The sequence below is a fragment of the Amycolatopsis sp. NPDC104775 genome (assembly GCF_055583325.1).
On the sequence record NZ_JBVJOE010000009.1, the window covers coordinates 1 to 26332 of the forward strand.

Annotated in this window: 25 protein-coding genes; 17 read left to right on the forward strand and 8 right to left on the reverse strand. The window is 69.5% G+C overall.

The annotated features are described in order from the left end of the window. Positions 1–226: 226 nt before the first annotated feature. Complete coding sequence (gene pcrA / locus ACZ63D_RS32580; protein WP_465358192.1) at positions 227–2638, reverse strand: DNA helicase PcrA; 2412 nt, start codon at positions 2636–2638, stop codon at positions 227–229. Between the two features lie 134 nt (positions 2639–2772). On the opposite strand from pcrA, the gene ACZ63D_RS32585 reads away from it, so the two are divergent. From ACZ63D_RS32585 to ACZ63D_RS32615, 7 genes are all read left to right on the forward strand, one after another. Then, a complete protein-coding gene (locus ACZ63D_RS32585) occupies positions 2773–3207 on the forward strand; it encodes a DUF1707 SHOCT-like domain-containing protein (RefSeq protein ID WP_465358193.1) in 435 nt (144 codons plus the stop codon). Positions 3208–3371: 164 nt separating this feature from the next. Continuing rightward, the gene (locus ACZ63D_RS32590) at positions 3372–3668 is read left to right on the forward strand and encodes a chorismate mutase (protein WP_409183406.1); all 297 of its coding nucleotides are present in this window, start codon (positions 3372–3374) and stop codon (positions 3666–3668) included. 57 nt (positions 3669–3725) lie between these two features. Further along, positions 3726–4031, forward strand: coding sequence for a hypothetical protein (locus ACZ63D_RS32595; protein WP_465358194.1), 306 nt, complete (start codon positions 3726–3728; stop codon positions 4029–4031). A gap of 346 nt (positions 4032–4377) precedes the next feature. After that, entirely contained in the window at positions 4378–6195 is a 1818-nt protein-coding gene (locus ACZ63D_RS32600; RefSeq protein ID WP_465358195.1) for a DNA polymerase III subunit gamma/tau domain-containing protein, read from the forward strand. 252 nt (positions 6196–6447) lie between these two features. Further along, complete coding sequence (locus tag ACZ63D_RS32605; protein WP_465358196.1) at positions 6448–7347, forward strand: hypothetical protein; 900 nt, start codon at positions 6448–6450, stop codon at positions 7345–7347. Between the two features lie 212 nt (positions 7348–7559). After that, the gene (locus tag ACZ63D_RS32610) at positions 7560–9200 is read left to right on the forward strand and encodes a serine/threonine-protein kinase (protein ID WP_465358197.1); all 1641 of its coding nucleotides are present in this window, start codon (positions 7560–7562) and stop codon (positions 9198–9200) included. A 16-nt stretch (positions 9201–9216) separates the two neighbouring features. Then, positions 9217–10386, forward strand: a complete 1170-nt coding sequence (locus ACZ63D_RS32615; protein ID WP_465358198.1) for a serine/threonine-protein kinase — start codon at positions 9217–9219, stop codon at positions 10384–10386. Positions 10387–10394: 8 nt separating this feature from the next. On the opposite strand, the gene ACZ63D_RS32620 is transcribed toward ACZ63D_RS32615, so the two are convergent. Continuing rightward, entirely contained in the window at positions 10395–11297 is a 903-nt protein-coding gene (locus tag ACZ63D_RS32620; protein WP_465358199.1) for a LysR family transcriptional regulator, read from the reverse strand. Between the two features lie 105 nt (positions 11298–11402). On the opposite strand from ACZ63D_RS32620, the gene ACZ63D_RS32625 reads away from it, so the two are divergent. Further along, complete coding sequence (locus tag ACZ63D_RS32625; protein ID WP_465358200.1) at positions 11403–12311, forward strand: DMT family transporter; 909 nt, start codon at positions 11403–11405, stop codon at positions 12309–12311. On the opposite strand, the gene ACZ63D_RS32630 is transcribed toward ACZ63D_RS32625, so the two are convergent. Beyond that, positions 12308–12976 (reverse strand): response regulator, encoded by a 669-nt coding sequence (locus ACZ63D_RS32630; protein ID WP_009072456.1) that lies wholly within the window; start codon positions 12974–12976, stop codon positions 12308–12310. The two genes, ACZ63D_RS32625 and ACZ63D_RS32630, sit on opposite strands and share 4 nt — an antisense overlap. Positions 12977–13020: 44 nt before the next feature. Next, a complete protein-coding gene (locus ACZ63D_RS32635) occupies positions 13021–14295 on the reverse strand; it encodes an ATP-binding protein (RefSeq protein WP_465358201.1) in 1275 nt (424 codons plus the stop codon). 238 nt (positions 14296–14533) lie between these two features. Between ACZ63D_RS32635 and ACZ63D_RS32640 the strand changes: the two genes are divergently transcribed. From ACZ63D_RS32640 to ACZ63D_RS32660, 5 genes are all read left to right on the forward strand, one after another. Then, the gene (locus ACZ63D_RS32640) at positions 14534–15988 is read left to right on the forward strand and encodes a hypothetical protein (protein WP_465358202.1); all 1455 of its coding nucleotides are present in this window, start codon (positions 14534–14536) and stop codon (positions 15986–15988) included. Positions 15989–16071: 83 nt separating this feature from the next. Next, positions 16072–16569 carry a hypothetical protein gene (locus tag ACZ63D_RS32645; protein WP_465358203.1) on the forward strand — a complete coding sequence of 166 codons (498 nt, stop codon included), beginning with the start codon at positions 16072–16074 and terminating at the stop codon, positions 16567–16569. Further along, positions 16566–17129 carry a hypothetical protein gene (locus tag ACZ63D_RS32650; protein WP_465358204.1) on the forward strand — a complete coding sequence of 188 codons (564 nt, stop codon included), beginning with the start codon at positions 16566–16568 and terminating at the stop codon, positions 17127–17129. The genes ACZ63D_RS32645 and ACZ63D_RS32650 overlap by 4 nt, the downstream gene beginning before the upstream one ends. Before the next feature lie 191 nt (positions 17130–17320). Next, entirely contained in the window at positions 17321–18613 is a 1293-nt protein-coding gene (locus ACZ63D_RS32655; RefSeq protein WP_465358205.1) for a PspC domain-containing protein, read from the forward strand. Beyond that, complete coding sequence (locus tag ACZ63D_RS32660; protein ID WP_465358206.1) at positions 18606–18836, forward strand: hypothetical protein; 231 nt, start codon at positions 18606–18608, stop codon at positions 18834–18836. Before ACZ63D_RS32655 ends, ACZ63D_RS32660 begins: the two co-directional genes overlap by 8 nt. A 49-nt stretch (positions 18837–18885) precedes the next feature. Here the strand turns inward: ACZ63D_RS32660 and guaA are convergent, their stop codons facing one another. Continuing rightward, positions 18886–20442 carry a glutamine-hydrolyzing GMP synthase gene (gene guaA, locus ACZ63D_RS32665; protein WP_465358207.1) on the reverse strand — a complete coding sequence of 519 codons (1557 nt, stop codon included), beginning with the start codon at positions 20440–20442 and terminating at the stop codon, positions 18886–18888. A gap of 119 nt (positions 20443–20561) precedes the next feature. Here guaA and ACZ63D_RS32670 point away from each other — a divergent pair, with 119 nt between their 5' ends. Beyond that, a complete protein-coding gene (locus ACZ63D_RS32670) occupies positions 20562–21107 on the forward strand; it encodes a DinB family protein (RefSeq protein ID WP_465358208.1) in 546 nt (181 codons plus the stop codon). On the opposite strand, the gene ACZ63D_RS32675 is transcribed toward ACZ63D_RS32670, so the two are convergent. After that, complete coding sequence (locus ACZ63D_RS32675) at positions 21040–21687, reverse strand: rhomboid family intramembrane serine protease (RefSeq protein WP_465358209.1); 648 nt, start codon at positions 21685–21687, stop codon at positions 21040–21042. The two genes, ACZ63D_RS32670 and ACZ63D_RS32675, sit on opposite strands and share 68 nt — an antisense overlap. Before the next feature lie 128 nt (positions 21688–21815). On the opposite strand from ACZ63D_RS32675, the gene ACZ63D_RS32680 reads away from it, so the two are divergent. Both ACZ63D_RS32680 and ACZ63D_RS32685 read left to right on the forward strand, forming a co-directional pair. Further along, positions 21816–23261 (forward strand): aldehyde dehydrogenase family protein, encoded by a 1446-nt coding sequence (locus ACZ63D_RS32680; RefSeq protein WP_465358210.1) that lies wholly within the window; start codon positions 21816–21818, stop codon positions 23259–23261. A gap of 5 nt (positions 23262–23266) precedes the next feature. After that, the gene (locus ACZ63D_RS32685) at positions 23267–23719 is read left to right on the forward strand and encodes a GNAT family N-acetyltransferase (RefSeq protein WP_465358211.1); all 453 of its coding nucleotides are present in this window, start codon (positions 23267–23269) and stop codon (positions 23717–23719) included. Here ACZ63D_RS32685 and ACZ63D_RS32690 read toward each other — a convergent pair. Continuing rightward, positions 23707–25170 (reverse strand): FAD-binding oxidoreductase, encoded by a 1464-nt coding sequence (locus tag ACZ63D_RS32690; RefSeq protein WP_465358212.1) that lies wholly within the window; start codon positions 25168–25170, stop codon positions 23707–23709. The two genes, ACZ63D_RS32685 and ACZ63D_RS32690, sit on opposite strands and share 13 nt — an antisense overlap. After that, on the reverse strand, positions 25167–25811 hold the full coding sequence (locus tag ACZ63D_RS32695) for a TetR/AcrR family transcriptional regulator C-terminal domain-containing protein (RefSeq protein ID WP_465358213.1): 645 nt from the start codon (positions 25809–25811) through the stop codon (positions 25167–25169). Before ACZ63D_RS32695 ends, ACZ63D_RS32690 begins: the two co-directional genes overlap by 4 nt. A 71-nt stretch (positions 25812–25882) precedes the next feature. Between ACZ63D_RS32695 and ACZ63D_RS32700 the strand changes: the two genes are divergently transcribed. Beyond that, positions 25883–26332: an ester cyclase gene (locus ACZ63D_RS32700; protein WP_465358214.1), complete on the forward strand. Its 450-nt coding sequence runs from the start codon at positions 25883–25885 to the stop codon at positions 26330–26332.

Sequence of the window (26332 nt, forward strand, 5' to 3'; positions counted from 1 at the left end):
ACGGCACGGCACGGCACGGCACGGCACGGCACGGCACGGCACGGCACGGCACGGCACGGCACGGCACGGCACGGCACGGCACGGCACGGCACGGAGGATCAAACCCCAAAAGCCGCCGCAGGCAAGACCGCACCACGCAAACCCGCAGCGCCCATAGACGCAGCGCCCAGACCGGCAGCGCCCATAGCCGCAGAGCTCAAAACCTCAGCCCCGCTAGGCGCAAACGTCAGAGTTTCACCATCGGCACACTGCCGATCAGCATCAGCCGGACCTTCCCCGAAGCCCCGAAGTCAATAGTCGCCGTAGCGCGCGGGCCGACGCCGTCGCACGAGATGACTGTGCCCAGGCCGTACTTGTCGTGGCTGACCCGGTCTCCGACGTCCAGCTTCAGAGCCACCGTGTCCTTCCACGCCTTCCCGAACGGCGAACTCGAAGACGTCGACGACGAGGACCGCCGACCCCACGTGGTCGCGGCTCGAGGGCCGGACGAGGAACTTGACGAGGAGCCGAAGTTGCCGAAGCCCGGCGAGGACGGTTCCAGGCGCCGCCAGTCGACGAGGTCCGGCGGGAGTTCGTCCAGGAAGCGGGAAGCGGGATTCATCTGCGGCTGTCCCCACGCCGACCGGGTAAGCGCTCGCGACACGTAAAGCCGTTGCCGCGCACGGGTAATCGCCACGTAGGCCAGGCGGCGTTCTTCGGCCAGTTCCGCTGGATCGCCCAGTGCGCGCATGTGCGGGAAGACGCCGTCCTCCCAACCGGTGCAGAAGACGACCGGGTACTCCAGGCCCTTTGCCGTGTGCACGGTCATCAAGGTGACCACGCCCGCGCCGCCGTCGCCTTCTTCGCCGCCGTCTGGCGACGGGATCGAGTCGGCGTCCGCGACCAGCGAGACTCGTTCCAGGAAAGCAGGCAGCGACCCCGGGGCGGGGACGCCGTCGTCCAGGACCAGTTCCGCGTTTTCGTCGTTGGTGACCTCGGCGGTGAACTCGGCGAATTCCCGGGCCACCGTCACCAGTTCGGTGAGGTTTTCGACGCGCGAGGCGTCTTGCGGGTCGTCGGATTCCTCCAGCTCCGCGCGGTATCCGGTGCGCTCCAGGATCGCTTCGAGCAGGTCGTGCACCTCGGTGCCGGACGACGCCATCTCCTGCAGTTCGTCCAGCAGCGTCACGAATCCGGTGATCGCCTTGGCCGAGCGCGGGTTCAGCAGCGCCACCTTGTCGTCGACCGCGTCGCGCAGGGCGGCCCAGAACGAGATCCGTTCCCGTTCCGCGTGCGTCGCCACGACTGCCTCGGCACGGTCGCCGATCCCGCGCTTGGGAACGTTGAGAATCCGCCGCAGGCTGACTGTGTCATCGGGATTCGCGAGGACGCGCAGGTACGCGATCATGTCCCGCACTTCGCGCCGCTCGTAGAAGCGCACGCCGCCGACGACCTTGTACGGCAGGCCGAGCCGGATGAAGATTTCCTCGAACACCCGCGACTGGTTGTTGGTGCGGTAGAACACCGCGACGTCCGAGTAGTCCGCCTCGCCCTTCTCCGCCAGCGAGTCGATCTCCCCAGCGACGAAGGCGGCCTCGTCGTGGTCGTTGTCCGACACGTAGCCGACGATCTTCTCGCCGTCGCCCGAATCGGTCCACAGCCGCTTGGCGCGCCGGTTGGGGTTGCGGGCGATGACCGCGTTGGCCGCGGACAGGATCGTTTGCGTGGAGCGGTAGTTCTGCTCCAGCAGAATCGTGTGCGCGTTCGGGAAGTCGCGTTCGAATTCCTCGATGTTGCGGATGGTCGCGCCGCGGAAGGCGTAGATGGACTGGTCCGCGTCACCCACCACGCACAGTTCGGCGGGTTCGATCCCGGTGTCCGTGGCTTCGGTGCCGGCGAGCGCGCGCACCAAGGTGTACTGCGCGTGGTTGGTGTCCTGATACTCGTCGACCAAGACATGCCGGAAGCGCCGCCGGTAGTACTCCGCGACGTCCGGGAACGCTTGCAGCAACGACACTGTCTGCATGATCAGGTCGTCGAAGTCGAACGCGTTCGCGCTCGAGAGCCTGCGCTGGTACTCGGCGTAGACCTCGGCGACGCGGCGCTCCAGGTCGTTGGCCGCCTTCGAAGCCGCCTCGTCCGGATCGACCAGTTCGTTTTTCAGGTTCGAGATGTGCACCGCGAGCGTGCGCGCGGCGTACTTCTTCGGGTCGACGTCGAGATCGCGCGCCACGAGCGTGATGAGCCGCTTCGTGTCGTCCGAGTCGTAGATGGAGAAACTCGACGACATGTCGAGCGTTTTCGCCTCGCGGCGGAGAATCCGCACGCACATCGAGTGGAACGTGGACACCCACATCGCGTTCGCGCGTTTGCCGACGAGCGCCGCGACGCGTTCGCGCATCTCGGCGGCGGCCTTGTTGGTGAACGTGATCGCCATGATCTCGCCCGGATGCACGCCTCGCTGGCCGAGGAGGTAGGCGATCCGGCGCGTGAGCACGCGCGTCTTGCCCGATCCGGCTCCCGCGACGACCAGCAGCGGACCTCCGGCGTGCGTCACCGCCTCGCGCTGGGCGGGGTTGAGGTCCTCGAGCAGGTCTGCGGTTCCCGGCCGGGCAGCGCGGGCGGGCGGGTCTGCGGGGAGATCGAAGAGGGTGTCCATCGTCTGTCAACGCTACCCCGGGGGTACGACAGTCCCGGAACAGCCACGGGGTCGGACTGCGCTTCCGGACGTACGCCGCGGTGTCGCCTCGCGTCCGACGCGTGACGCCGCCTCGGCGCGGAGCATCGAACGGTATGGACGACAAGATTCCCGCCCGGCTGCGGGCTTCCGACGGCGACCGCGAGCGCGTCGCCGAGACCATCCAGGCCGCCGGTTCCGACGGACGGCTCACTCTCGACGAGGTGGAAGAGCGGCTGCTCGCCATCTACGCCACCCGCTACACCGACGAACTCGGCGAACTCACCGCCGATCTTCCCCGCCCAGCCCCGGTCCGGCCGCGCGTAGGCGGCTGGCCGCTGACCCGGGCCGCGCTGCGCGACAATCCGGCGCTGCGCGTCCACCTCGGCATCGTCGTCGTGCTCGCGACCTTGCTGATCGTTCGCTGGGCGGTCGGCGGCGCGTTCTTCTTCTGGCCGGCGATGCCGTTGTTCTGGCTGTTCATCAGCCTCGTGCTGCACGCGCGGGTGCGGGCGTTCCGGCGGCGGCCGGGCGCGCCTGTGCCATACTGAACCCGTGCGGCACAGCAGCGAGCGATTTTTTTACGGGACCCGGACTCCGGCTCCCGTGATCGCGTAGTGCCCCACCCGCCATCACCCGCAGCCCCGGAGTCCACTGGACCCGGGGCTTTCGCCGTCCCTGGGCCAAGGGGAGTCCGGACTTCAGAGAGGTCCCGATGAACGCGCAGACGCAGAACGCCGACGGACAGCCCGCCGAGCACACCCCGGCGGGCGAGGACATCTCGTCGCTTCGCGAGGAGATCGACTGGCTCGACTCCGAAATCCTCCGGCTCGTGAAGCGCCGGGTCGAGGTGTCGAAGACCATCGGCGCGGCCCGGATGGCCGCGGGCGGCACGAAAATCGTCTACAACCGCGAGATGGACGTGCTCGCGCGCTACCGCGAACTGGGCCCGGAGGGCAGGCAGCTGGCGTTGCTGCTGCTGAACCTCGGCCGCGGCAGGCTGGGCCGCTGACGCGGGATCCGGGTCATCCCCGATTCGCTCCGCGCGGGAACCGGGCAGACTGGACACATGATTAACCTCATCGCCGTCATCATCGCGATCGCGAGCGTGCTGGCGGCCCTTGGCCACGTCGGCTACCTGGCGCTGCTGAACAACGCGGCGGGCAAGCGGGCGGGCGGGGCTCCGGTGGCGCAGTACGTGCGCAGCCGCTGGGCGCTGGCCGGCGGTGCCACCGCGGCCTCGCTGTTCGCCTGGTTGCTCACTTCCGGCAACGTCGTGCTGGACGTTCTCGCCATTGTTATCGCGCTCGGTAGCGGCGCGACGTCGGTGAAGGCCCTCCAGTCGACCCAGGCGAAGTACCGCAGCGGCGGCTGACCAGCCTCCGACCTGGGCAAACGCTGGCGGCACGCTGCGCTGCGTGACGTGCCGCCCGTTCGGGCGCGCCCGGTCGAGTGAAACCGGTGCAAGTTGCAGGATGGGTGAAGACATTCGCCTGCCGGTTTTCTACTGTGAAGCTCGTGAGGACCCTGGCGTCTGCGCCGGGCTATGCCCGGAGGACGCGCGGGAGCTGCGGCTCCGCGCGCCGTCCTCCGCGTGCGCGTGCATTTGCTCGGGAGTCCGCAAGTGTGGACGCAAGCGTCGTTCTCCTCGTCCCTGCTCCGTTCGGGTTGACGACCGCCCCGGCGCCGTCACGCCCCTCGCGTGGAGGGGTCGGACCGGCATGACGGGAAACACGATGGGCGGTCCGCGACACGCTGGCCGTTCCGGTGCGGTGCCGGACGCCGAGGTCACCGTTCCCGGACGGCACCGCGTCCGTGCCGACGGCACCTGGACTCCGGTGGTGCCGCCCCGCGCCGCCGGACATCACCGGCACCGCACCGGTGCCGCCCCGGCCGTCAACGGCGCTCCTGCGCAGCGGGGCAGCGAGAATCCGCAGCAGCGCGGCGCACCGGCTCCGCGCGCGAACCGCGTGCCCGACGCCCGGAACCGGCCAGGCCCGGACCAGCCGGTTTTCCCCGCCGCCAGTGGCACGTTGCCGATCGGCGAGCCCCCGTTGCCGCAGCCGCAGCGCCGCCGGACCGCCCCAGCGCCGCAGCGCCGCCAGGTGCCCCCGGACCGGGTGTCCGAAGCCCGAAGCCGTCGGACCACCGTTTCCCTTGACCAGCCAGTAGAACCGCAGAACCGCCCGGCCGCCCCGGGCCGGACGGCCGAACCGCAAGGCCGCCGAACCACCGTCTCCCTCGGCCAGCCAGCAGAACCGCAGAACCGCCCGGCCGCCCCAAGCAGGACGGCCGAACCGCAAGGCCGCCGAACCACCGTCTCTCTCGGCCAGCCAGCAGAACCACAAAACCCCCCGGCCGCCCCGGACCGGCTGGCCGAACCTGGCCACACCGCCGAATCCCGCCGCCAGTCCGCCCGGCAACCCGGGTCCCGCGCCGCCTTCGCTCCCCCGCAGGACCGGATCCCCGAGGAACACCTCGCCTTCGCGCCGCCGGAAAGCGCGCTCCCCCAGCCGACCCGGCGCAGCAGGCAGGAGTGCGTCGCCGCCACCTCCGCCGCGCTGGCCAACCGGCCCGAAAGCCCCCGCGAACGCGTCGAGCTGAGCCCCGAGGCGGAAGAACCGCCGCAGCGCCAGCGCGTCATCCTCGGCGAGCCGGCCGGGTCGCCGCAGGAGAAAGAAGAGCAGCAGGACGACGAGGTGCGCGTGTACGCCGCGCCGGAGCCGGACGGGCTCGGCACGTTCGATCTCGGCTCCGTCCCCGCGTCGGTCACCCCGCCGAAGACCTGGCGCAAGGCCGCGTGGTTCGCCACCGGCGCGTCCGGCGCGGTGGTCGTCGGACTGCTGTTCGCCGGGACGTTCCTGGTCGGCGGGCCCAGCAGCACGACGACCGACGCGATCGGGGGCGGCGGCTGGCCGGGCAGGCAGAACGGCGGCAACCCGAACCTCAGCGCGCTGCTTCCGAACGGGCAGCACGGCGGAGTCGGCGGCACTGCCCCGCGCGATAGCTCCAGCACCAGCCCCGACGGCGTCACCTCGGACAACGGCACGCAACCGCAGCAGGGCACCGGCGCGAGCAGCTCCGCTAGCAGCAGTTCGGCCGACATGACCGCCCCGGCCGGTCCCGGCACCCACAGCAGGACGTCCGCGCCGACCACCACGGGCTCGCCCTCGACGAGCGAGCCGCCGCGGAAGCCGCCGGTCACCCCCGCTCAGCGGGAAACGAAGGACCCGTATTTCACGGCCGCCGACCCGAACACGATGGGGAACAACTCGGAGAAGTTCTTCAACACCGTCACCACCGACCCGTCGCAGGCCTCGTCGGTCACGTCCGGCGACCTCAAGCAGGAGGGCCCGCAGGGGCTGCGCAAGCGCTACGCCGACGTCGCGTATTTCGAGGTCAAGAAGGTCACCATCGACCCGCAGCACGGCACCACGGTGAACACCGTCGAGGTCACGCACCAGGACGGCAGCAAGAGCACCGAGCAGCGCACGCTCACTTTCGACGACAACGGCAAGATCACCGACGACGGTCGCTGACCAGCGCACTGTCTGCAAATGCCGATGCACGTGCGGTGCGGTGAGCGGCTGTTCCCTCGTCCGGTTGGGTGACATAAGCTGCCGTTCGTCGTACGACGGCGGCATTCCGGCGACGGAGTCTGGCGGCCACCTGTCGGCACAGGGTTACCTGGCGACTACGAGGTCCGGGCCGACCACGAATCGCCCGGCCCGCCCCGGGGACACCGCCACCCGTGCCGTGTCCCGCCCCGAACCCCCAGAGCGAGGACTTTCGTGCTTGAACGGCAGCGAACCCGGCGAGAACCCGACGCCGTGCGCGTCGAGGACGTGATTCCGCCGGAACTGCTCGAGGACGTGGCCGAAGCCGACCGCGAGTATCTCGAGCAGGTGTTCCGCGAACCGCAGAAATACCTGCCGCCGCGCACCCGGCGCCCGGCCGACCGGACCGAGGAACCCGTCGAGGAGCCCGAAAGCAAGCTCGCCCGGCGCGCGAAGCTGGCCGGGCTCGTCGGGGCCGGCGCGCTCGTCGCCGGTGCCGTCGTCACCGCCTCGCTGCTCAGCGGCGGCCCGCGGCCCACCGTGCCGATCGCCGGAGAAGCAGCCATGCCCGCCGGGTTCAGCGGCGCGGCGGCGCTCGGCGGCCAAGCCGTGCCGCAGCAGCGCAAGAGCCACTCGTCCGGCGGCACGACGTCCGGGCAGAGCGACAGCACGGCGCAGTCCAAGCGCACCGGCACCGCGGCCACGACGCCGTCGAATTCGGGCACCACGACTCCGGAAACCACTTCCGGCACTACGTCGTCCTCCGCGCCGAGTGCGCCGTTCTCGGCGGAATCGCACAAGAAGTCCGCTACCTCGTCGGCGGCCGCACCGGCCCCGGTGAAGCTGGAAGCGGTGCGCAAGTTCTACGCCTCGATCGACCACCAGCCGGAGAACGCGCTCGCGCTGCTCGCCCCGAACGTCGCGCGCGGCGAAGCGGGCGATCTGGTCCGCGCGTGGAGCGGGGCCGACTCGATCGACGTCCAGGAATTGCACGTCCAGGACGACGGTTCGGTCTTCGCCGTGGCACTGGTCCACCAGGCCGACGGAACCCTCTTGCGCGTGACCCAACTGTTCGACGTCGTCGAGCAGGATGTGATCTCCCAGGCCCGCGTCCTGTCCGCGGTGTACTCCTGACCTGCGATAACGTAGTGCTGCCCTGCCGTCCGAAGTGTGCCGCGTGCGTGTGCGCAGAGTGAGCGCCTAGCCTTGTCACGGGTCGGTCTCGGCAAAACCGGCACACGGTCCACAGCAGGTGCCTACGCTCCGGTGCTGCGGCGGGTTCGAACTCACCCCTTTGGGGTAGAAAAGTCCCGCCCCGGGAAGTCGGAGCCCCAAAGGGAGGTCGCGTGAGCGACGAGGGTCGTCTGGTCGCCGACCGGTACCGGATCGTCGGAAAGATCGGTTCCGGCGCGATGGGGGCGGTCTGGCGCGCCCACGACGAGGTGCTGGGCCGTACGGTCGCCATCAAGCAGCTGCTTCTCCAGCCCGGGCTGGAGAACCACGAGGCGGAGGACGCCCGGCAGCGCACCATGCGCGAGGGCCGGATCGCCGCCCGGCTGCACCACCCGAACGCGATCACCGTGTTCGACGTCGTCACCGACGACAACGGCCAGCCGTGCCTGATCATGGAATACCTGGCTTCCACCAGCCTGGCGCAGGTGCTGCAGGAAAAGGGCACGTTGCCGCCGCTGGAGGTCGCGCGGATCGGCGCGCAGATCGCCGCCGCCCTGAGCGAGGCGCACGCGGTCGGCATCGTGCACCGCGACATCAAGCCGGGCAACATCCTGCTCGCCGGCAACGGCACGGTGAAGATCACCGACTTCGGCATTTCGCGGGCCAAGGACGACGTCACGGTCACCAAGACCGGGATGATCGCCGGAACCCCGGCGTATCTGGCCCCGGAGGTCGCGATCGGCGGCGACCCCGGCCCGGAGTCGGACGTCTTCTCCCTCGGCTCCACGCTGTACGCCGCCTGCGAGGGACAGCCGCCGTTCGGCCTGTCCGAGAACACGCTGAGCCTGCTGCACGCGGTCGCCGCGGGGCAGATCAACCCGCCGCGGCAGTCCGGTCCGCTGGCGAGCGTGCTCGCGGTGCTGCTGCACCCGGAGACCCAGCACCGGCCCACCGCGGACGAATGCGAGGAGCTGCTGTCCGCGGTCGCACGCGGCGAGACCCCGCTCGGCGGTCCGGCCGACGACACGATGATGGCCCCGTCCTCGGGCACCCTCGGCGCGGCGGCGCTCGGTGCGGCGGGCGGCGCGGCTGCCGCGGGTCTGCTGCACGACGACGAGCAGGCCAGCCACTCGGGCACGTTGCTCGACAACCCGGGCGTCACCCAGCAGTACGACCCGAGCGCGCAGCAGTACTACGACGAAGACCCGTATCCGGCGGGCTCCGGCTACCCGGAAAACGACTACGACGACCACGGCTACCAGCAGGGCGGCTATCAGGAACCGCCGCTCTACGGCGACCCGAGCCGCAATGGCCTCGCCGCCACGCGCGCGGTCCCGGTGCCGGATCGCTACGAGAACGACCAGTACGACGAGGAACCCGCGCCGCGGACTCGCGTGCAGACCGCGCCCGAGGACGACGAGGACGAAAAGCCCGGCGCGTGGAAGAAGCCCGCGATCATCGGCGGTGTCGTGGTCGTCGCCTTGGTCGTGCTCGGCGTGTGGCTGCTGACTCCGGGCAATCCGCCGGACGCCTCGCAGCCGGCCCCGCCCGCTTCGTCGTCCGCGGTCGCGCCGACGTCCGTCACACAGCCGCCGTCGGACGCAACCACTACGTCCCCGCCTACGTCTTTCCGGGAAAGCGCGACCCGCGGCGAGACCCAGTCGACGCGGCATTCGCGGCGGGCCACTTCGGCGGAGGACACTCCGACGCAGGATCAGCCGTCGCAAACGCGGGTGTCGCAGACTAAGCAGTCGCCGACCAAGCCGCAGCAGTCGGAAACCTCGGCGTCAGCGCCGCCGACCGCGACCAGCTAGCGATCCAGGGAAAGCATTGAGTTCAGAAGGCAGCATCGTCGGCGAGCGGTACCGGCTCGACCAGCCGATCGGGCGCGGCCGCGCGGGCATCGTGTGGCTCGCGTTCGATACGCGGCTGTTCCGGACCGTCGCCATCAAGCGCATGTACCTGCCCGTCGGCCTGCCGCCGGAGCGGGCCGAGCAGGCGCGCGCGATGGCGATGGAAGAGGGCAAGGCCGCGGCCCGGATCGACCATCCGTGCGCGATCACGGTGTATGACGTGCTGCCCGACGGCCAGGACGTGTGGCTGGTGATGGAGTACATCCCGTCGCGCGGGATGTCGGTGTTCCTCGCCGAGCACGGCCGCCTCACTCCGGAGCAAGCCGCGTTCCTCGGCATCCAGCTCGGCGACGCGATGGCGTCGATCCACTCGGCGGGCATCGTCCACCGCACGCTCGAACCGAACACTGTGCTGCTCGCCGACGACGGCAGCGTCAAGCTGACCGACATCGGCATCACCGGCGGCGGTCCGCACGCGGCTTACCGGGCGCCCGAGGTCACTCGTGGCGCGCCTCCGTCCGCGGCCGCGGATGTGTTCTCGCTGGGTGCGACGCTGTACACGGCGGTCGAGGGCGTGCCGCCGTTCGGCGACGACGGCAAGTCCCCGGAGCGTCCGCCCGAGAACGCGGGCCCGCTCGCCGGGGCGTTGCAGAAGATGCTGCGCGCCGACCCGGCGGCTCGGCCGACCATGGACGACACCGTGCACGCGCTCAAGGCGATCACTGTCGGGCGCGAGCAGACCGCGTTCATCCCGCCGACCGCGCCCGCGCTGCCGACGCTTCCGGCGTCGCGGCCAATGCCGGCGCAGCAGCCCAACGTGCCGGAGCCGACGCAGCAGATCCAGCCGGACGAGGTCACGCAGCACATCCTGCCGCCGCAGCAGCCGGTGCCCCCGCCGCAACCGGCTCCGCTCATGCAGCTTCCGGTTCAGCAGGTGCCGCAGGCTCCCGCGCCGGCGCAGCCGATGCGGCCAGCGATGCAGCAACCGACCGCCCGGTACACCCCGACCCCGGCGCAGCAGGCCGCGTCCGCCCAAGCCGCCGCTCGCGAGAAGGCGGCCGCGCGGCGACGGATCATCCTCACCGTCGCGGCGATCCTGTGCGCGATCCTGATCGGGATCGGCGTTTCGCAGCTGCTGTTCGTCTGAGCCGGCGGTCAGGCGACGTTCTCGGTCGCCTCTTGCATGGCTTCCAGGAACGTCCGCACCGCCGGGCTGCCCGCGACCCGGGCGGCCACCGCGGCGTGAATGTGCCTGCTCGGCTGCGGATTGCGGACGCGGCGCACCACCACGCCCGGATGCGGCGTGCCGAGACCCAGCTCCGGCACCAGCCCCACGCCGAGCCCGGCGGCGATGAACCCTTGCGCCGACGGGTAATCCTCGGACTCGACCACGACGTTCGGGTGGAAACCGGCCGACGCGCAGGCGCCGTCCAGGATCGCCCGACACGCGCCGGGAATCGGGTCGACGCCGACCCACGGTTCGTCGGCGAGGTCGGCCAGGTCGAGGACGCGTTTGCGGGCCAGCCGATGCGCCCGCGGCAGGACCGCGCGGTACGGGTCGTCCAGCAGCGGCATCAGCTCGATGTCCCGGCCCGGCTCCGACGAACGCGGGAACACGATGATCGCCAGGTCCGCGCGGCCTTCCTCGACCTCGGTGAGCGGGTCGCCCGGGTCGATGAGCTTGAGATCAAGCCATACGCCGGGATGTTCGCGGCGCAGCGCGGCCACTGCGTACGGCACCATCGTCGCGCCCGCGGTGGCGAAGTAGCGGATGGCGAGCTTGCCGGTGCGGCCTTCCTTCAGCTCGGTGAGCGCGGCCTCGGCTCGGGCTAGCTCCGCGCTGAGCGTTTCCGCGTGTTCGGAGAGCAGCGTCCCCGCTGGGGTCGGCTGAACGCCACGACCGACGCGTTCAAGCAACGGCGTGCCCGCTTCGCGTTCGAGCACCGCCAATTGCTGGCTGATCGCCGACGGCGTGTAGCCGAGATTCCTTGCCGCGGCAGTGATCGAACCGCTCGTGATCACCGCGCGCAGCACCTGCATGCGCCGTACATCGAGCATGGGCTCAATCCTACAGCTTTGCTTAATCGTCCCTGCAGTTATTTTCGCTTGTTCTTACACCTCACGGCGGCGAAGCTGGCTGCTGAGGCGAAGGAGGAACCTGGGGTGGGCGAGACGAAGACGCTGCTGAGGATCGCGGCGCTCGCGTTGATGTGGGGATCGAGCTTTTTCTGGATCAAACTGGGGCTGGAAGCGTTCTCGCCGGTGCAGCTGGTGCTCGCGCGGCTCGTGCTCGGTGCCGCGGTGCTGCTGGCGCTGTGCCTGATCGGCCGCCGGAGCCTTCCGGCGCAGCGAAGCACGTGGGGGCATCTGCTGGTCGCGGCGTTCTTCCACAATGCATTGCCATTCCTGCTTTTCGCGATCGGCGAGACCACTGTGGACTCCGGCATCACCGGGGTGCTGAACTCCACCACCCCGCTCTGGGTGCTCGTGGCGGCCCCGTTCCTCGGGGCGTCGAACCGGATGACCGCGACGCGGATCGCCGGTCTGGTGATCGGGCTCGGCGGGATCCTGCTGATTTTCGCGCCATGGCAGGCGTCCGGACTGCTCAGCTGGGGCGCGCTGGCCTGCCTCGCCGCCGCGGCGAGCTACGGATTCGCGTTCGTCTACGAAGGCCGGTACCTGTCGAACACCGGCTCCTCGCCGTACGCGATCGCGGCCGGGCAAATGCTGCTGGCCACCGGTTTTCTGGTGCTGGCCATGCCGTTCGGCGGCCTGACGCCGGTACACCTGAGCCCGGGCGCGCTGATCGCGGTGGTCATCCTCGGCCTCGGTTCGACGGGGATCGCGTTCGCACTCAACTACCAACTGCTGGCGAGCGAGGGCGCGGTGGCGGCGTCGGTGGTCGGCTATCTGCTGCCGGTGGTGTCGGTGCTGCTGGGCGCGATGTTCTTGCACGAGCAGCTGAATCTGCGCGTGATCGCGGGCATGGTCGTGGTGCTGCTCGGCGTCGCGCTGACGCGGTTGCAGCGCAAACCGGCCGTGGTTCCGGAAGAAGAGCTGACTCCGGCTTAGACGAGGCGGCGGTCCGAGGCCCAGCGGGAGAGCTCGTAGCGGTTCGACAGCTGTGTCTTGCGCAGGACGCTCGACACGTGCGTTTCGACCGTCTTCACCGAGATGAACAGCTCAGACGCGATTTCCTTGTACGCGTAACCCCGCGCGAGCAGGCGCAGCACGTCGCGCTCGCGCGGGGTGAGCAGGTCCAGTTCCGGGTCGTTGATCGGCGCGGAGCCGGGGCGGTCGGCGAAGGCGTCGAGGACGAAACCAGCCAGGCGCGGGGAAAACACCGCGTCGCCGTCGGCCACCCGGACCACCGCGCGGACGAGTTCCTTCGACGAGATCGTCTTGGTGACGTATCCGCGCGCGCCGGCGCGGATCACCGCGATGACGTCTTCCGCGGCGTCGGACACCGAGAGCGCGAGGAAGACGACGTCCGGCAGCTCCGGACGTACGCGGCGGAGCACCTCGGCACCGCCGCCGTCAGGCATGTGGACGTCGAGCAGCACGACCTGCGGACGGGTGCGCGCGATGCCCGCGACGGCTTCGGCGACCGACCCCGCTTCGCCGACCACCTGCACCTCGTCGGTGATCGAATCGAGTTCCGTGCGCACTCCCGCGCGGAACAACGCGTGGTCGTCCACGAGGAAGACCTTGACCGGTTCCCGCTGGCTCTCCGTCACGACTGCCCACTCCCTCGCTTCGCCTGTCCCCGAGCATAGCGAGGTCACGCCACCCCTTTGCCTGCTTTCACCGGCATGGCGAGCTGGACTTCGGTGCCTTCGCCGGGCGCGGTGCGCAGCTTGCAGGTGCCGCCGTGGCGTTCCATCCGGCCGCGGATCGAGTCGGCGAGGCCGTGCCGGTCGGCGGGCACCACGTCCGGGTCGAAGCCCTTGCCGCGGTCGCGCACGAACACGGTGACCTCGGTGGGTTCGACCTCGGCGAACACGCTGACCTCGTCGACACCCGCGTGCTTGGCCGCGTTGACGATCGCCTCGCGGGCCGCCTGCACCAGCGCGGTCAGCGGCGGGTTCAGCTCGGCGTCGCCGACCACGACCTGGCCGACCGAGATGGCGAACTGGTCCTCGACCTCGCCGCACGCCGCGGCGAGCGCCTCGGACAGCTGCTGCCGGGTGCCTTCTTCCTCTTCTTTGGTCCGCTTGTCGCTGGGTTTGCCGTAGCCGCCGGGGCCGTACAGCCAGCCGCGCAGCTCGCGTTCCTGGCCGCGGGCGAGCCGGGCGACCTCGGCGGGCTGGTCGGCCTGGCGCTGGATCAGCGCGAGGGTCTGCAGGACGGAATCGTGCAGGTGCGCGGCGATTTCGGCGCGTTCGTCGGTGCGGATGCGGGCCTGGCGTTCCTCGCCGAGGTCGCGGACCAGCCGCAGCCAGAACGGAACGGTGAGCACGGCGACGCCGATCAGGGTCGCGAGCACCGCGATCAAAGCGAACTTGACCTGGTCGAAGTCGCCGCTGGCGAACACGACGAAGCCGATGCCGGTGGCCACCAGCGCGACCCCGGCGAGGATCCGGACGATCGCCGCGAGCCTGCCGCCCTCGCCGACCAGTCCGTCGCGGGCCCCGACGCGCCAGCGCCGCCGCTGCGATTCGTCCGCCTCCCGCCAGACGACCGCCGCACCGAGCGCGGCGAGCGCGATCGGCACCGCGACCCAGCCGCGGATGGCGCCGGTGAGCGTGCTGCTGGCGACCGCGAGCCCGATGCCGAGCGCGATCAGCCCATACGCCTGCTGCCGGTCGCGGGCCTTGGGCGCGGTTTCGGTTTCCTCGGAGCTCTGCGGCACGAACACCCAGAGCAGGCCGTAGGCGAGCAGGCCGGCCCCGTTGAGCGCGGCCAGCAACGCGAACACGACGCGGACCCAGACGACCGGAACGCCGAGGTGATCGGCGAGCCCGCTCGCGACGCCCGCGACGGCCCGTCCGGAGCGCCGCCGGTACATCTTGTGCCGCGCCTCGGGTTCGGCGATCTCCATCGCCTGGGCGGACATGAGCGCCGAGGACTCCTCGGAGGTCGAGGCAACCCGCCCTGGGGCACTGATGTCGAGAAAGTCCTGCACGGGTCCCATCGTCACACGCGGGAGCGGCCCGGACATCGGGGAAGGCCCTGATCCATTCCCCCAGATGGCCGCCCGAGGGGAAATTCCGCGAACCTCCCTGCCGTCCGCCGGGACTCGGTACGATGCAGGGGGCGAGCGATCACAGTGCGTACACGGGCGGGGAGGCCGGATGACCGAGCACCATCGCGCGGAGCACGTCGAGTCCGCAGGCGATTACTACGCCCGGGCGCACAACGTGCACCAGATTTTCGCGGTCGGCGAGGATTCGCCGGAGACGCGCAGCGCGACCGAGCGGGACGCCTCGCAGTACTCGGTCCAGCAGGGCCAGCAGCTGCTCCAGGGCCAGCAAACCCGCGGCGACGCACCCGCGCCGGACGCGAACTACGCGTCCTACAGCCACGAAGACCTGCACAAGATGGTCAACGAGGGCTTGAACCTGGAGAGCATCAACGAGCGCAGCCGCGTGACGAACACCTACGGCAACTGGCTCGCGGACGCGTCCAACCAGTTCCGCGACGCGGCCAGCACCGCGGGAGCCGAATGGCAGGGCGAGGCCGCGGCGCAAGCGCATTCGTTCTTCCAGAGCACGGCCGACCACACGGAAAAAACCGGCAACGCGATGCAGCTGGTGTCGAACCGCTACTCCCAGCAGTCCGCGGCGGCCGACTACGCGCACAAGAACATGCCGGAGCCGACCGGGTTCAACCAGAAAGCGGAGCTGGCCAAGGCGACCGAGCAGTTCCAGAACGGCAACCCGCTGCAGGGCGTGATCGCGTTGAACGACGTGGCGGTCAAGCAACAGCAGGCGGACGCGGCGCATCAGCAGGCGGTCCAGGTAATGCACGGGCTGGACTCGACGTACCACGAGACGGCCACTACGCAGCCGGTTTATTCGCCTCCGCCGCAGATGAACAACGACAGCACGCACGCGAGCAGCGCCTCACCGGTGACCGTACCTGGCGGGGCTTCCAGCGGGCCTTATGTGGGGCCTGGCGGTCCCGTTACCGGTGGGCCTGGGCCCGGCTTCACGAATCCGCCGCTGGGCGGGCCCGCGGCTAATACGTTCGGCCCGCCGTCTGTCGGAAATCCCGGCGTCCCCGCGGCCGGGTTGCCGTACACGCCGGGGCCGGGCGTCAACACTGGCACCGGACCGCTCAGCAACCCCGGTTTGACTGGTGGCAACACCCTTCGGACCACGTCCGGTCCCCTCGGCCGTCTGTCGCCCGAGGGCCTCGCGCTGGGCGGGGGCAGTGTCGGGAGTCCTGGCGAGGAGACGCCCCGCAGCCGGACGGGCGGCGGTGCTGGCCGGGGCGGCGCTGGTGGCCGGGTGACTGGCGGTGCTGGTTCGGGTGGTTCCGGCGGTTCTGGGAAGCCGGGCGAGTCCGGCGGCAAGGGTGCTGCCGAACGGCTTGAGCGCGGGGCTACTGCCGCCGCGAACGCTGGAAAGGGCGGCAAACCTGGTGCTGCGGGCGCTGGCGCGGCGGGGGCTGGGAAGAAGAAGGAAGAGGACAAGGAACACAAGAACAAGATCCCGACGCAGGTCGATCCCGACGAGGTCTTCGAGGTCAAGCCTGAACGTGGGCCGGACGGGGAGAAGATCACTCCCCCGGTCCTCGGCGGCTGACCCAGCTGCTAGGCGTGGGGCGGTCCTTTCCCACGCCATGACCTCCGCCACCTCGAGCGCAGACGTAGACACAGGAGCAGCTGATGTCAGGAATCCAGGTAAACCCGGAGCCGCTCTCCGGAAACTCTTCCGCGGCCGATACGGCGGGCAACGCCTTCTTGGCGGGGCTCACCGAGGGTCCGGGGAGCCATGAAGCCGCCGAGAAGATGCGCGATGCCGGAAATACGCTGAAAACGTTAGCGCAAAACGGGTCGTTCGCGGTCAACGAAGCCGGATTCAACGCCTACCTGAAAGCCTGCAATTTCTTCCTCCAGGGCTACCCGGACATGCGCTACGACTTGCATCTTCTGACCCAGACCGCGCAAATGGGCAGTTCCGGCTACGCCGCCAAAGTAGCGAATTTCAACACCAAAGTCGCCGAGGGCGACCAGGAAGCAATGCTCCCCAACCTGGACCTGATGTACGAAGGCGTCCAGGCTGCCCTCGACGCCTTGACCATCGCCCGCGAAAACTACAAGAAGAACGAATCAGAGAACACTATGTCGTTCGCCGAACTTAACAAGAAGCTGGACAATTCGTGACGAAGACTCGTCGAACCATCGGGATACTCGGCGCCGCGCTGGCTCTCATCGGTACAGCATCCTGCAGCAACCCTGTTAACGGCTCGGCAACGCCGAACGCATCGACACCCGAGTCAGCCAGCAGTCCCGCTTCCAGTTCCGGCAATCCGTTCGGTTCGTTGAACCAGTGCCAGCTGGTCGACCGAATTCTGGCCGGCCAAGGGTTTCCGCCGGCACAACCCTCAATCGCGGACGCCCACCGAAGCTGCCGATCAAAGAAGACTTCCGAAAACGCCGCGAAGGATCCAGCGGTCGAAGTCGGGATCGCGCTTCAAAATGGCCAAAAGTATACGGAAAATATTCAGAATCCTAATACCGCGCACGAAGGAAACGTTGACGGCCGGAAGCTCATCGAGCAACGCGACCTCCTGGGATCTCCGGGTGGCTGCCAGATAGGCATGGAGGTCGGACCCAACGCGCGCGCCCTGGTGATCGTGCTGATCGGCACTGACACCGTGGCCGCCTGCAAAAAGGCTGAAGACGTCGCGACCGCGTTGGACAAACTGCTGCCCCGGAACTGAACCCTCCAAAGATTCCGGCGGAAGCCGATAGCCAGTCGATCCATCGAGGTCATGGCGAACCGGGGTTCGCTGGTCAGCGCAGGGATCCACAATCCGCGCCACGCGAGCCGCCCACCCCGGCCCCATCTCCGGGACAACCTCAGGGACCTTCCCCGATGTGCCGCCCCCGCGGATCAACCATGCTGTACGGCATGAGTGGTGCGAACGACGTGCGGCCTCCGCGGAGCAACCCGTTGAACGGGTTCGAGGAGACCGTCAAGGACTTCTGGGCCAGCAGGCCTCGGCGGCCGCTCTCGGGTCGGAAGGTTGCTGGGGTCGCGGCGGGGCTGGGGGATCGCTACGGGATCGATCCGGTGGTGATTCGGGTCGCGTTGGCGGCGGCGACCGTTTTCGGGGGATTCGGGCTGGTGCTTTACCTGCTCGGCTGGTTGTTCTTCCCTGGGGAGGGCGACGAGGTTTCCGGCTTCGAGGCGTTGCTGGGGCGCGGCCGGTCGACCATGACCAAGGGGTTCGCGGCGGTGCTGACCGTCGCATTGATTCCGGTTGTCGGGTGGACGTTCGGCGGCGGCTGGTTCGACGGCGGCGGCCTGATCGGGTTCGCGTTGCTCGCCACGTGCCTTTATCTCCTGCATCGCACCCGCGGGCAGGACAACCGACCGGCGCCGGTCGTCGCGTTCGCGGCGGACGGAACCGCTTCCGGAACCGGAGCTTTCACGATGAACAGCGACACCCCGACTCCCGCGGCGGCGGCACCGGGCTGGGATCCGCTGGCCGCCGACCCGGCGGGCTGGGATCTGCCTGATCCGGCGGGGCCGCCACCGCCGCCGCCTCCGGCTGGCGACTACAACAACTATCAGCACCGGCCGCCTCGGCGGCGGTCCAAGATCGGGGCCGCCACGCTCGGGGTCGCGGTGATCGTGGCCGGCGTCGGGATCGCGCTCGCGCTGAACGGGTTCGACTGGTTCTCGTTGCGGCACATCATCGGCATGACGCTCGCCGTACTGGGGGTCGGGCTCGTGGCCGGGGCGTTCGCTCGCGGGGCACGCGGCCTGATCGGGCTCGCGATTCCGCTGTCGATCGCCGGGATGGTGCTCACGACCAGCACGTTCGACAACCTCGACGTGCGTGGCGGGGTCGGCGATCTGACGGCCACTCCGCGTTCGGTGACCGAGCTGCAGCCGGTGTACCGGCACACGGCCGGGAACATGCGGATCGACCTGACCCAGCTTCCCGCGAGCGAGCCGATCACCACGACGGTCTCCAACGGCGCGGGAAACACCGAGGTCATCGTGCCGCGCACCGCGGACGTGACCTTCACCTGCGAAAACTCCGCGGGCGAGGTCGACTGCCTGAACCGCACGTCCAACGGGGTCGGCCAGCCGGCCATCACCGGGACCGACAACGGCGACGACAACGTCGGCGGACAGAAGATCACGCTCCACGTCACCAACGGCGTGGGCCACGTGGAGGTGCGTCGTGACTGAGAACCCTTACTCCTACGACGAGCCCGAAGCCCCGGCCCGCCGCCGCGGGGTCGACTGGATCACGCTGATCGTCGGGGTCGCGACGCTGCTGGTGTCCGGTTACGTCCTCACCGACGGTTCCAGCTGGCTGCCGACCTTCGACTTCCGCTGGATCGTCGCGGGCGGCGCGGTGTTCTGCGGGATCCTGATGCTCGGCGCGTCGTTCGGCAAACGACGGCGGTAAGGCGCGACAAAAAACGGGGCCCGGCTCAGTCCGGGCCCCGTTTTTTACGTCATTCCCACTCGATGGTGCCCGGCGGCTTGCTCGTCACGTCCAGCACCACGCGGTTGACCTCGGACACCTCGTTCGTGATCCGGGTCGAGATCCGCTCCAGCACCTCGTACGGCAGCCGCGTCCAGTCAGCGGTCATCGCGTCCTCCGACGACACCGGGCGCAGCACGATCGGGTGGCCATACGTCCGGCCGTCGCCTTGGACGCCGACGCTGCGAACGTCCGCGAGCAGCACCACCGGGCACTGCCAGATCTCCTGGTCCAGCCCGGCCGCGGTGAGTTCCTCGCGGGCGATCGCGTCCGCCTCGCGCAGGGTTTCCAGCCGGTCCGCGGTCACCTCGCCGATGATCCGGATGCCGAGACCCGGCCCGGGGAACGGCTGGCGCTGCACGATCGTCTCCGGCAGCCCCAGTTCGAGCCCGACCCGGCGAACCTCGTCCTTGAACAGCAGCCGCAGCGGCTCGACCAGCTCGAACTGCAGGTCGTCCGGCAGGCCGCCGACGTTGTGGTGGCTCTTGATGTTCGCGGTGCCCTCGCCGCCGCCGGACTCGACGACGTCCGGGTACAGCGTGCCCTGCACGAGGAACCGGTAGTCGCCCTGGGCCTTGAGGTCGCGTTCGGCCTGCTCGAACACGCGGATGAACTCGCGGCCGATGATCTTGCGCTTCTGCTCCGGGTCGGTGACGCCGGCCAGCGCGTTCAGGAACCGCTCGCGCGCGTCCACGGTGACCAGGTTGACGCCGGTCGCGGCCACGAAATCGCGCTCGACCTGGGTGCGCTCGCCCGCGCGCAGCAGGCCGTGGTCGACGAACACACAGGTCAGCCGGTCGCCGATGGCGCGCTGCACGAGCGCGGCCGCGACCGCGGAGTCAACGCCGCCGGACAGGCCGCAGATCGCGCGCCCGTCGCCGATCTGCGCGGCGATCGCGGCGACCTGATCGTCCACAATGGACGAAGTGGTCCAGCCGGGCTTGACCCCGGCGATCTCGTGCAGGAACCGGCGCAGCACCTCCTGGCCGTGCGGCGAGTGCGCCACTTCCGGGTGGTACTGCACGCCGGCGAAGCGCCGCTCGACGTCCTCGAAACCGGCGACCTCGGCCCCGTCAGAGCTGGCCGTCACGACCGCGCCCTCCGGAGCCTTGGTGACGCTGTCGTTGTGGCTCATCCACGCCGTCTGGTGGCCGGGCAGCCCGGTGTGCAGGACGCCGCCCTCGCCGACGATCCGCACGTCGGTGCGGCCGAACTCGCGCACGCCGGTCGGCTCGACGACGCCGCCGAGCGCGCGGGCGAGCAGCTGGTGGCCGTAGCAGATGCCGAGGATCGGCACGCCGGCCTCGACCAGCTTCGGGTCCATCGCCGGGGCGCCTTCGGCGTACACGCTCGACGGGCCGCCGGACAGGATGATCGCGGACGGGTTCTTGGCCAGCAGCTCCTCGACGGTAGCGCTGGACGGCACGACCTCGGAAAAGATCTGCGCCTCGCGCACGCGACGGGCGATCAGCTGCGCGTACTGCGCCCCGAAGTCCATGACGAGTACCGGACCGGTGGGATTGGCCACCTACGACCTCCAGGCGAATGAGCGCTTTTGCCACCATCGTCCCAGGTGGGCTCGGTCACGTCGGCAATGCCCCCGGAATGAGGACAGCCACTGTCCGCGAACCGGCTTACCGTCCCTCCATGACCAACGACTGGACCAACGAACTGATCGAGCAGCTCGACTGGCACTGGCAGCGCCACGTGCGCCCCAAGCTGGAGGGCCTCACCGACGACGAATACTTCTGGCACCCGGTCGCGGACTGCTGGACCGTGCATCCCCGCACGAGCGAGAACGACCCGGGAACGGGAGACTTCACTGTCGATTTCTCGTTCCCGGAGCCGACTCCGCCGCCGGTGACCACGATCGCGTGGCGGCTGGCCCACATCATCCCGGGCGTGCTGGGCATGCGTTCCGCGTCGCACTTCGGCGGGCCGCCGGTGTCCTACCAGGACTTCCCGTACGCAGGCACTGCCGACGAGGCGTTGAAGCAGCTCGATGACGCGTACGCGACCTGGATCGCCGGCGTACGCAGCCTCGACGCCGAAGCGTTGGCTCGTCCGTGCGGTCCGGCTGAAGGGCCGTACGCCGAGCTTTCGATGGCCGCGCTCGTCCTGCACATCAACCGAGAGATGATCCATCACTGCGCGGAAATCCTGCTGCTGCGCGACCTTTACCGAAACCGGTGACCGCCAGCCCCAGCACGATGCCCAGCAGCGCGGGCATGCCGTGGTTGTCGTGCAGGACTGTGTCGAGCACGGCGAGCGGTGCGATCAGCAGCGCGGCGCGGTAGAGAGCTAGCGGCGGCTCGGCGTCGCGCGCCCGCCAGACCACCACCGCGAGCGCGCCGAGCAGTCCGGCGACGCACATCGAGTTTCCCGCCCCGACCGGGTTCAGCCAGACGTAGCTGAGGTACTGGCCGAACAGGCCACAGCCGAAGTACAGGACGAACCAGGACACCCGGCCAAGGCACCATTCCGCGAACGTGCCCACCACGGCGAGGGCGATCAGGTTGAAAATCCCGCCGAGCAGTTTGCCATCCTGGAAGACCATGCCGGTCAGCAGCCGCCACCACTCCCCGGCGTCGATCGCGGTGGCGTCGCGCTTGAAACGGTCGAAGAGGGACGGATCCACCAGCTGGGCGATGAGCACGGCTGCGGTCACGAGGAACACCGCGCCGGTCAGCACCGGACGGCGCGGTGTTCCGACGCGAGCGAAGAAGGCCCGAACCGGGCTTTCGGACCAGCGAGAGGCAACCGAATTGGTCATGGGCTGACGATAGGGCGCACCGATGCCGGAGACCCCCGACAAATGTCATCCCGGCGCCAGGACAGGTGCCACAAAAGGAGGACCGAGTCCGGCGTGCCGGGCCTGGTGCTCCCTAATACCTTGAGCGCATGGACACGATCACCCCACAGCCGCGGGCCGCGTGGATCGCCGGTCAGGCTGAGCAGGGCGCGAGCACCCTCGTGGTGCACCACCCGTTCGACGGCAGCGAAGTGGCCACGGTCGCGGTGCCCGGCGCTGACCAGGTGGAACGGGCGGTGGCCGCGGCGGCCGCGGTCGCGAAGGAGTTCCGGCGCACTCCCGCGCATCAGCGCGCGGCCGCGCTGGAGCACGTTTCGCGCGGGCTCGCGATGCGGGCCGAGGAGCTCGCCGAGGTGATCACGGCCGAGAACGGCAAGCCGTTGAAGTGGGCCGAGGCCGAGGTGAAGCGTGCGGTGTCGGTGTTCCGGATCGCGGCCGAAGAGGCGCGCCGGTTCAGCGGCGAGATGCAGCGGCTCGACGCCGACCCGTCCGGCGACGCCCGGCTCGCGCTGACTCGCCGGGTGCCGCGGGGACCGGTCCTCGGGATCGCGCCGTTCAACTTCCCGCTGAATCTGGTGGCGCACAAGGTCGCGCCCGCGCTGGCGGTCGGCGCGCCGATCATCGTCAAGCCCGCGCCGCGCACGCCGTTGTCGTCGCTGGTGCTCGGCGAACTGCTCGCCGAGACCGATCTGCCGGAAGGCGCGTTTTCCGTGCTGCCGTTGGGAAACGAAGAGACTCAAGCGCTCGTCGCCGACCCGCGGCTGCCGGTGGTGTCGTTCACCGGCTCGGGTCCGGTCGGCTGGTCGATCGCGGACGCGGCGGCGCGCAAGCACGTGGTGCTCGAACTAGGCGGCAACGCCGCGGCGGTCGTGCTGCGGGACTGGCCGGACGTCGAGGGGGCCGCACAGCGCATCGCGACGTTCGGCAACTACCAGGCGGGCCAGTCGTGCATCGCGGTGCAGCGGGTGATCGTGGACGCGGCGATCGCGGACGAGTTCGTGCCCGCGCTGACCGAGGCCGTCGAAGCGCAGCAGACCGGCGATCCGTATGACCGCAACACCGATGTCGGGCCGGTCGTCGACGAGGCGGCCGCGGAACGGATCATCGCGTGGGTCGAGGAAGCGGTGGCCGGTGGCGCAAGGGTGCTGACCGGCGGAACCCGTTCGGGCGCGACGGTCGCGCCGACCCTGCTGACTGACGTGCCCGCGGACGCCAAGGCCTGGTCGGAGGAAATCTTCGGACCGGTGCTGGCCGTGTCCATTGTGGACGGCGTGGATGAGGCTTTCGCTTCGGTGAACGCGTCCGCATACGGACTGCAGGCCGGAGTGTTCACCAGCGATGTGCAGCTGGCGTTCCATGCTTCGGCGGAGCTGGAAGTCGGCGGCGTGATCATCGGCGATGTTCCGTCGTACCGTGCGGATCAGATGCCGTACGGCGGGGTGAAGGGTTCCGGCGTCGGCCGAGAGGGTGTTCTGTCGGCGATGCATGACCTGACCGAGGAACGCGTGACGGTCTTCACCGGGGTCGACCTCTGACCACAGTGGACTTTCGACGGGCAACGGCCGCTGACGCACGCGACATCGCCGACGTGTGGCTGCGGTCGTTCTCCGCTGCGCTGCTGACAGTCCGCCGTGCCCACGACGATGACGAGGTCCGCTGGTGGTTCGCGAATATCGTGGTGCCCCAGCAAGAAACCTGGGTCGCGGTTGCCGAGTCCACTGTGGCCGGACTGCTCGTGCTCGACGGGGCCGAACTCGCGCAGCTCTACCTCGACGTTCCGTGGCGCGGACAAGGAATCGGCGACCAGTTGATCGACTTGGCCAAACAGCTCCGTCCCGACGGTCTGACGCTGTGGACGTTCCAGGTCAACGAACCCGCGCAAAGGTTTTACCGTCGACACGGTTTCGTCGCCGTCGAATACACCGACGGGCAGCGCAATGAAGAGAAGGAGCCAGACGTCCGGTACGTCTGGCCCCCTCCTCAAGCGGATTGAGCGAACTTGAAAACCCCGTTGGGATCGTACTTCTTCGCTACCTGATCCAGCCGGGCCGCGTTGTCGCCGTAATAGGCCGACTTCCAGTCCGGCAGGTCGGGGTCGATGTAATTCACGTAGCCGCCGCGCGCGCCCGCATCGGCCAGCCCGGAGACCACAGTGGACACTGACTTGCGCGCGCTTTCCTGACTGCTCGCCGTCGCCGGAGCGTAGATCTGGATGCTGGCCAAGGCTTTCCGGTGCGGGAACGCCGTGGCTGTCGGCGCGATGTCGCCCACCGCGCCGCCGAGACCGTCGATCAGCAGATCCATCCCCTTGTGCCCGGAAGCGAGATCGGCGATCTTCCCGCCGTCGACCGGATCGGTGATGATCCGCGACGACGCCACGAACGTCTGCCGCTCGGAGCTGCCGGAGAAGTAGTTCATCGCCGCGCCGTAGCCGAGGGTTTTCATCGTGCGGCTGGACGGCGTCACCGACAATCCGCTGAGCGCCGACGTCAGGCCGGCCGAACTGCCCACGAACGCACCACCGATCCGGCACGCCCCGCTCGGACCGCCGGAAACCACGCAGTTCGACCACAATTCGGGCGGAGCGCTCGGCAGCCAGCGCTGCCAGGCGTCGACCACGTCGCCCGCCGAACCGGACGGGAATTTCAGCGAAAACACCGTGACACTCGGCGCTTCCACGGTGGTGAAGGTGAACGACGTGACCACGCCGAAGTTTCCGCCCCCGCCGCCGCGCAGCGCCCAGAACAGGTCGTCGTCGGATTGCGCGCTCACCGTGCGCAGCTTGCCGTCCGGTGTGACGATCTGCGCGGACTGCAGCCGGTCGCAGGTCAGGCCGTATTTACGGGTCAGCACGCCGATTCCGCCGCCGAGCGCGAGCCCGGCGATGCCGACCGTCGGACACGAACCCGCGGGCAGGCAACGGCCCGCTTTCGCCAGCTCCGCATAGACGTCGCCGAGTTTCGCGCCCGCCCCGATCACCACCTGGTCGCCCTGGACGTCCACACCGGCCATGCCGCCGACGTCGATGACAAGTCCGCCGTCCGGCGCGGAATACCCGGCATAACTGTGCCCGCCGCTGCGCGCGGCGAGCGGGAGCCGGCCACCCGCCGCTTCGACGCAAGCCTGCACATCCTCCGGTTTCGCGCATTTCGCGACCGCTGCCGGATTATGCCCATCGAAAAGCGGATTAAACGCGCGTTTCGCGGTGGCGAATCCGTTGTCGTCGGGCAGCACGAGATCGCCGGAGAGCTTGCCGCGCAACGCGTTCCAGTCCGGCGGCCCGGACGGCTTCGAGCTGGTGCTCGGCGGCACGGACGTTCTGGTCGTCGGGCTGGTCTGCGGCACCGACGGTCCCGGTTTCGCGGTGCACGCCGCGGCTACCGCGCCGACCGCCGTCAGCCCGGCGGCGCGCAAGAACGTCCTTCTCCCCAATGTCATGTTCATTCAGACGCCTCAGACCGGGAAGGGGTTGCGAACACCCCGGCCAATAATGCCGCGAGGGCGAATTCGAACCGCTCGTCGTGCCGGGCTCCGTCCCGCAGCGCTTGCGCGAGCAGCGGAAACCGGTCCGGGTCGAGGTGCGCCAAACTGTCCACATCGGACTGAGTGCCGGGCGTGCGGCCAGCCTCGGCGAGCGTGTGGCCGAGGACGAAAGTCATCACAGCGTTCACCATGTCCAGTCCGCGCGCCGGCGGCAACTCGAGCAGCCGCAACGCGGTTTCGAGCACCTGGAGCGAGTCCGGGCTGACCGCGGGCCGGGTCGCGGCGAGCGGCAGCACGCCCGGATGTGCGAGCAGTTGCTCGCGATACGCCCGGGCTACCCGGCCCAGCCACCGCTGGCCGGGCTCTCCCGGCTTCGGCTCGATCCCGGCCAGCGCCGAGACGAGCCGGTCAACGAGGGCGTCGAGCAGCGCTTCCTTGTTCGGCACGTAGTGGTAGAGCGTCATCGCCTCCACGCCGAGCTCCGCGCCGAGCTTGCGCATCGACAGCGCGGCGACGCCGTGCTCGTCCACGAACGCGAGCGCGGCGTCCACGACCCGCTCCCTGGTCAGCCCGGCACGCGGCCGGGCCCGCCGATCGGCCACTGGTCCCCCTTGACGTTTCTTACATCGTAAGGTACCACTGCCCAGGCCTCTTACAGTGTAAGAATCGAGGAATGATGACCGATCCCAAGACCGTCCTGCGCCGTTTTGTCGCCCTCGTCAACAGCCACGACCTCAGCGAACTGGACACCGTGGTGGCTGCCGACATCACCGAGTCCGGCCCGGTCGTGGTCGACGCGTCGACCGGCGGGCTCGCCGCCTTCCGCACCGGCTGGACGCAAATGCTGACCGCGTTCCCAGACCTGCGCGTGGAGATCGATTCGCTGCTCGCCGAAGGCGATCGAGTCGCGGCGACGGTGACGCTCACCGCGACCAACACCGGCTACTACCGCAGAGGTTTCGCGACCGGCAACCGCGGAACGTGGCGCGGCTTCGTCCTGGCGCGAGTGGCCGACGGCCGGATCTCCGAACTCGACATCCAGACCGACCGGCTCGCGATCCTGCAGCAATTGGGCATCGTCGGGGTCGACGACGAACTCGCCGCCGCCCGGCAAGCCGGCTGA

Bases quoted from the DNA above. Each gene is read 5' to 3' on its own strand.
- pcrA (WP_465358192.1), bottom strand. From the start codon at position 2,638: ATGGACACCCTCTTCGATCTCCCCGCAGACCCGCCCGCCCGCGCTGCC.
- ACZ63D_RS32585 (WP_465358193.1), top strand. From the start codon at position 2,773: ATGGACGACAAGATTCCCGCCCGGCTGCGGGCTTCCGACGGCGACCGC.
- ACZ63D_RS32590 (WP_409183406.1), top strand. From the start codon at position 3,372: ATGAACGCGCAGACGCAGAACGCCGACGGACAGCCCGCCGAGCACACC.
- ACZ63D_RS32595 (WP_465358194.1), top strand. From the start codon at position 3,726: ATGATTAACCTCATCGCCGTCATCATCGCGATCGCGAGCGTGCTGGCG.
- ACZ63D_RS32600 (WP_465358195.1), top strand. From the start codon at position 4,378: ATGACGGGAAACACGATGGGCGGTCCGCGACACGCTGGCCGTTCCGGT.
- ACZ63D_RS32620 (WP_465358199.1), bottom strand. From the start codon at position 11,297: ATGCTCGATGTACGGCGCATGCAGGTGCTGCGCGCGGTGATCACGAGC.
- ACZ63D_RS32635 (WP_465358201.1), bottom strand. From the start codon at position 14,295: ATGTCCGCCCAGGCGATGGAGATCGCCGAACCCGAGGCGCGGCACAAG.
- ACZ63D_RS32640 (WP_465358202.1), top strand. From the start codon at position 14,534: ATGACCGAGCACCATCGCGCGGAGCACGTCGAGTCCGCAGGCGATTAC.
- ACZ63D_RS32645 (WP_465358203.1), top strand. From the start codon at position 16,072: ATGTCAGGAATCCAGGTAAACCCGGAGCCGCTCTCCGGAAACTCTTCC.
- ACZ63D_RS32655 (WP_465358205.1), top strand. From the start codon at position 17,321: ATGAGTGGTGCGAACGACGTGCGGCCTCCGCGGAGCAACCCGTTGAAC.
- ACZ63D_RS32670 (WP_465358208.1), top strand. From the start codon at position 20,562: ATGACCAACGACTGGACCAACGAACTGATCGAGCAGCTCGACTGGCAC.
- ACZ63D_RS32675 (WP_465358209.1), bottom strand. From the start codon at position 21,687: ATGACCAATTCGGTTGCCTCTCGCTGGTCCGAAAGCCCGGTTCGGGCC.
- ACZ63D_RS32680 (WP_465358210.1), top strand. From the start codon at position 21,816: ATGGACACGATCACCCCACAGCCGCGGGCCGCGTGGATCGCCGGTCAG.
- ACZ63D_RS32690 (WP_465358212.1), bottom strand. From the start codon at position 25,170: ATGAACATGACATTGGGGAGAAGGACGTTCTTGCGCGCCGCCGGGCTG.
- ACZ63D_RS32700 (WP_465358214.1), top strand. From the start codon at position 25,883: ATGATGACCGATCCCAAGACCGTCCTGCGCCGTTTTGTCGCCCTCGTC.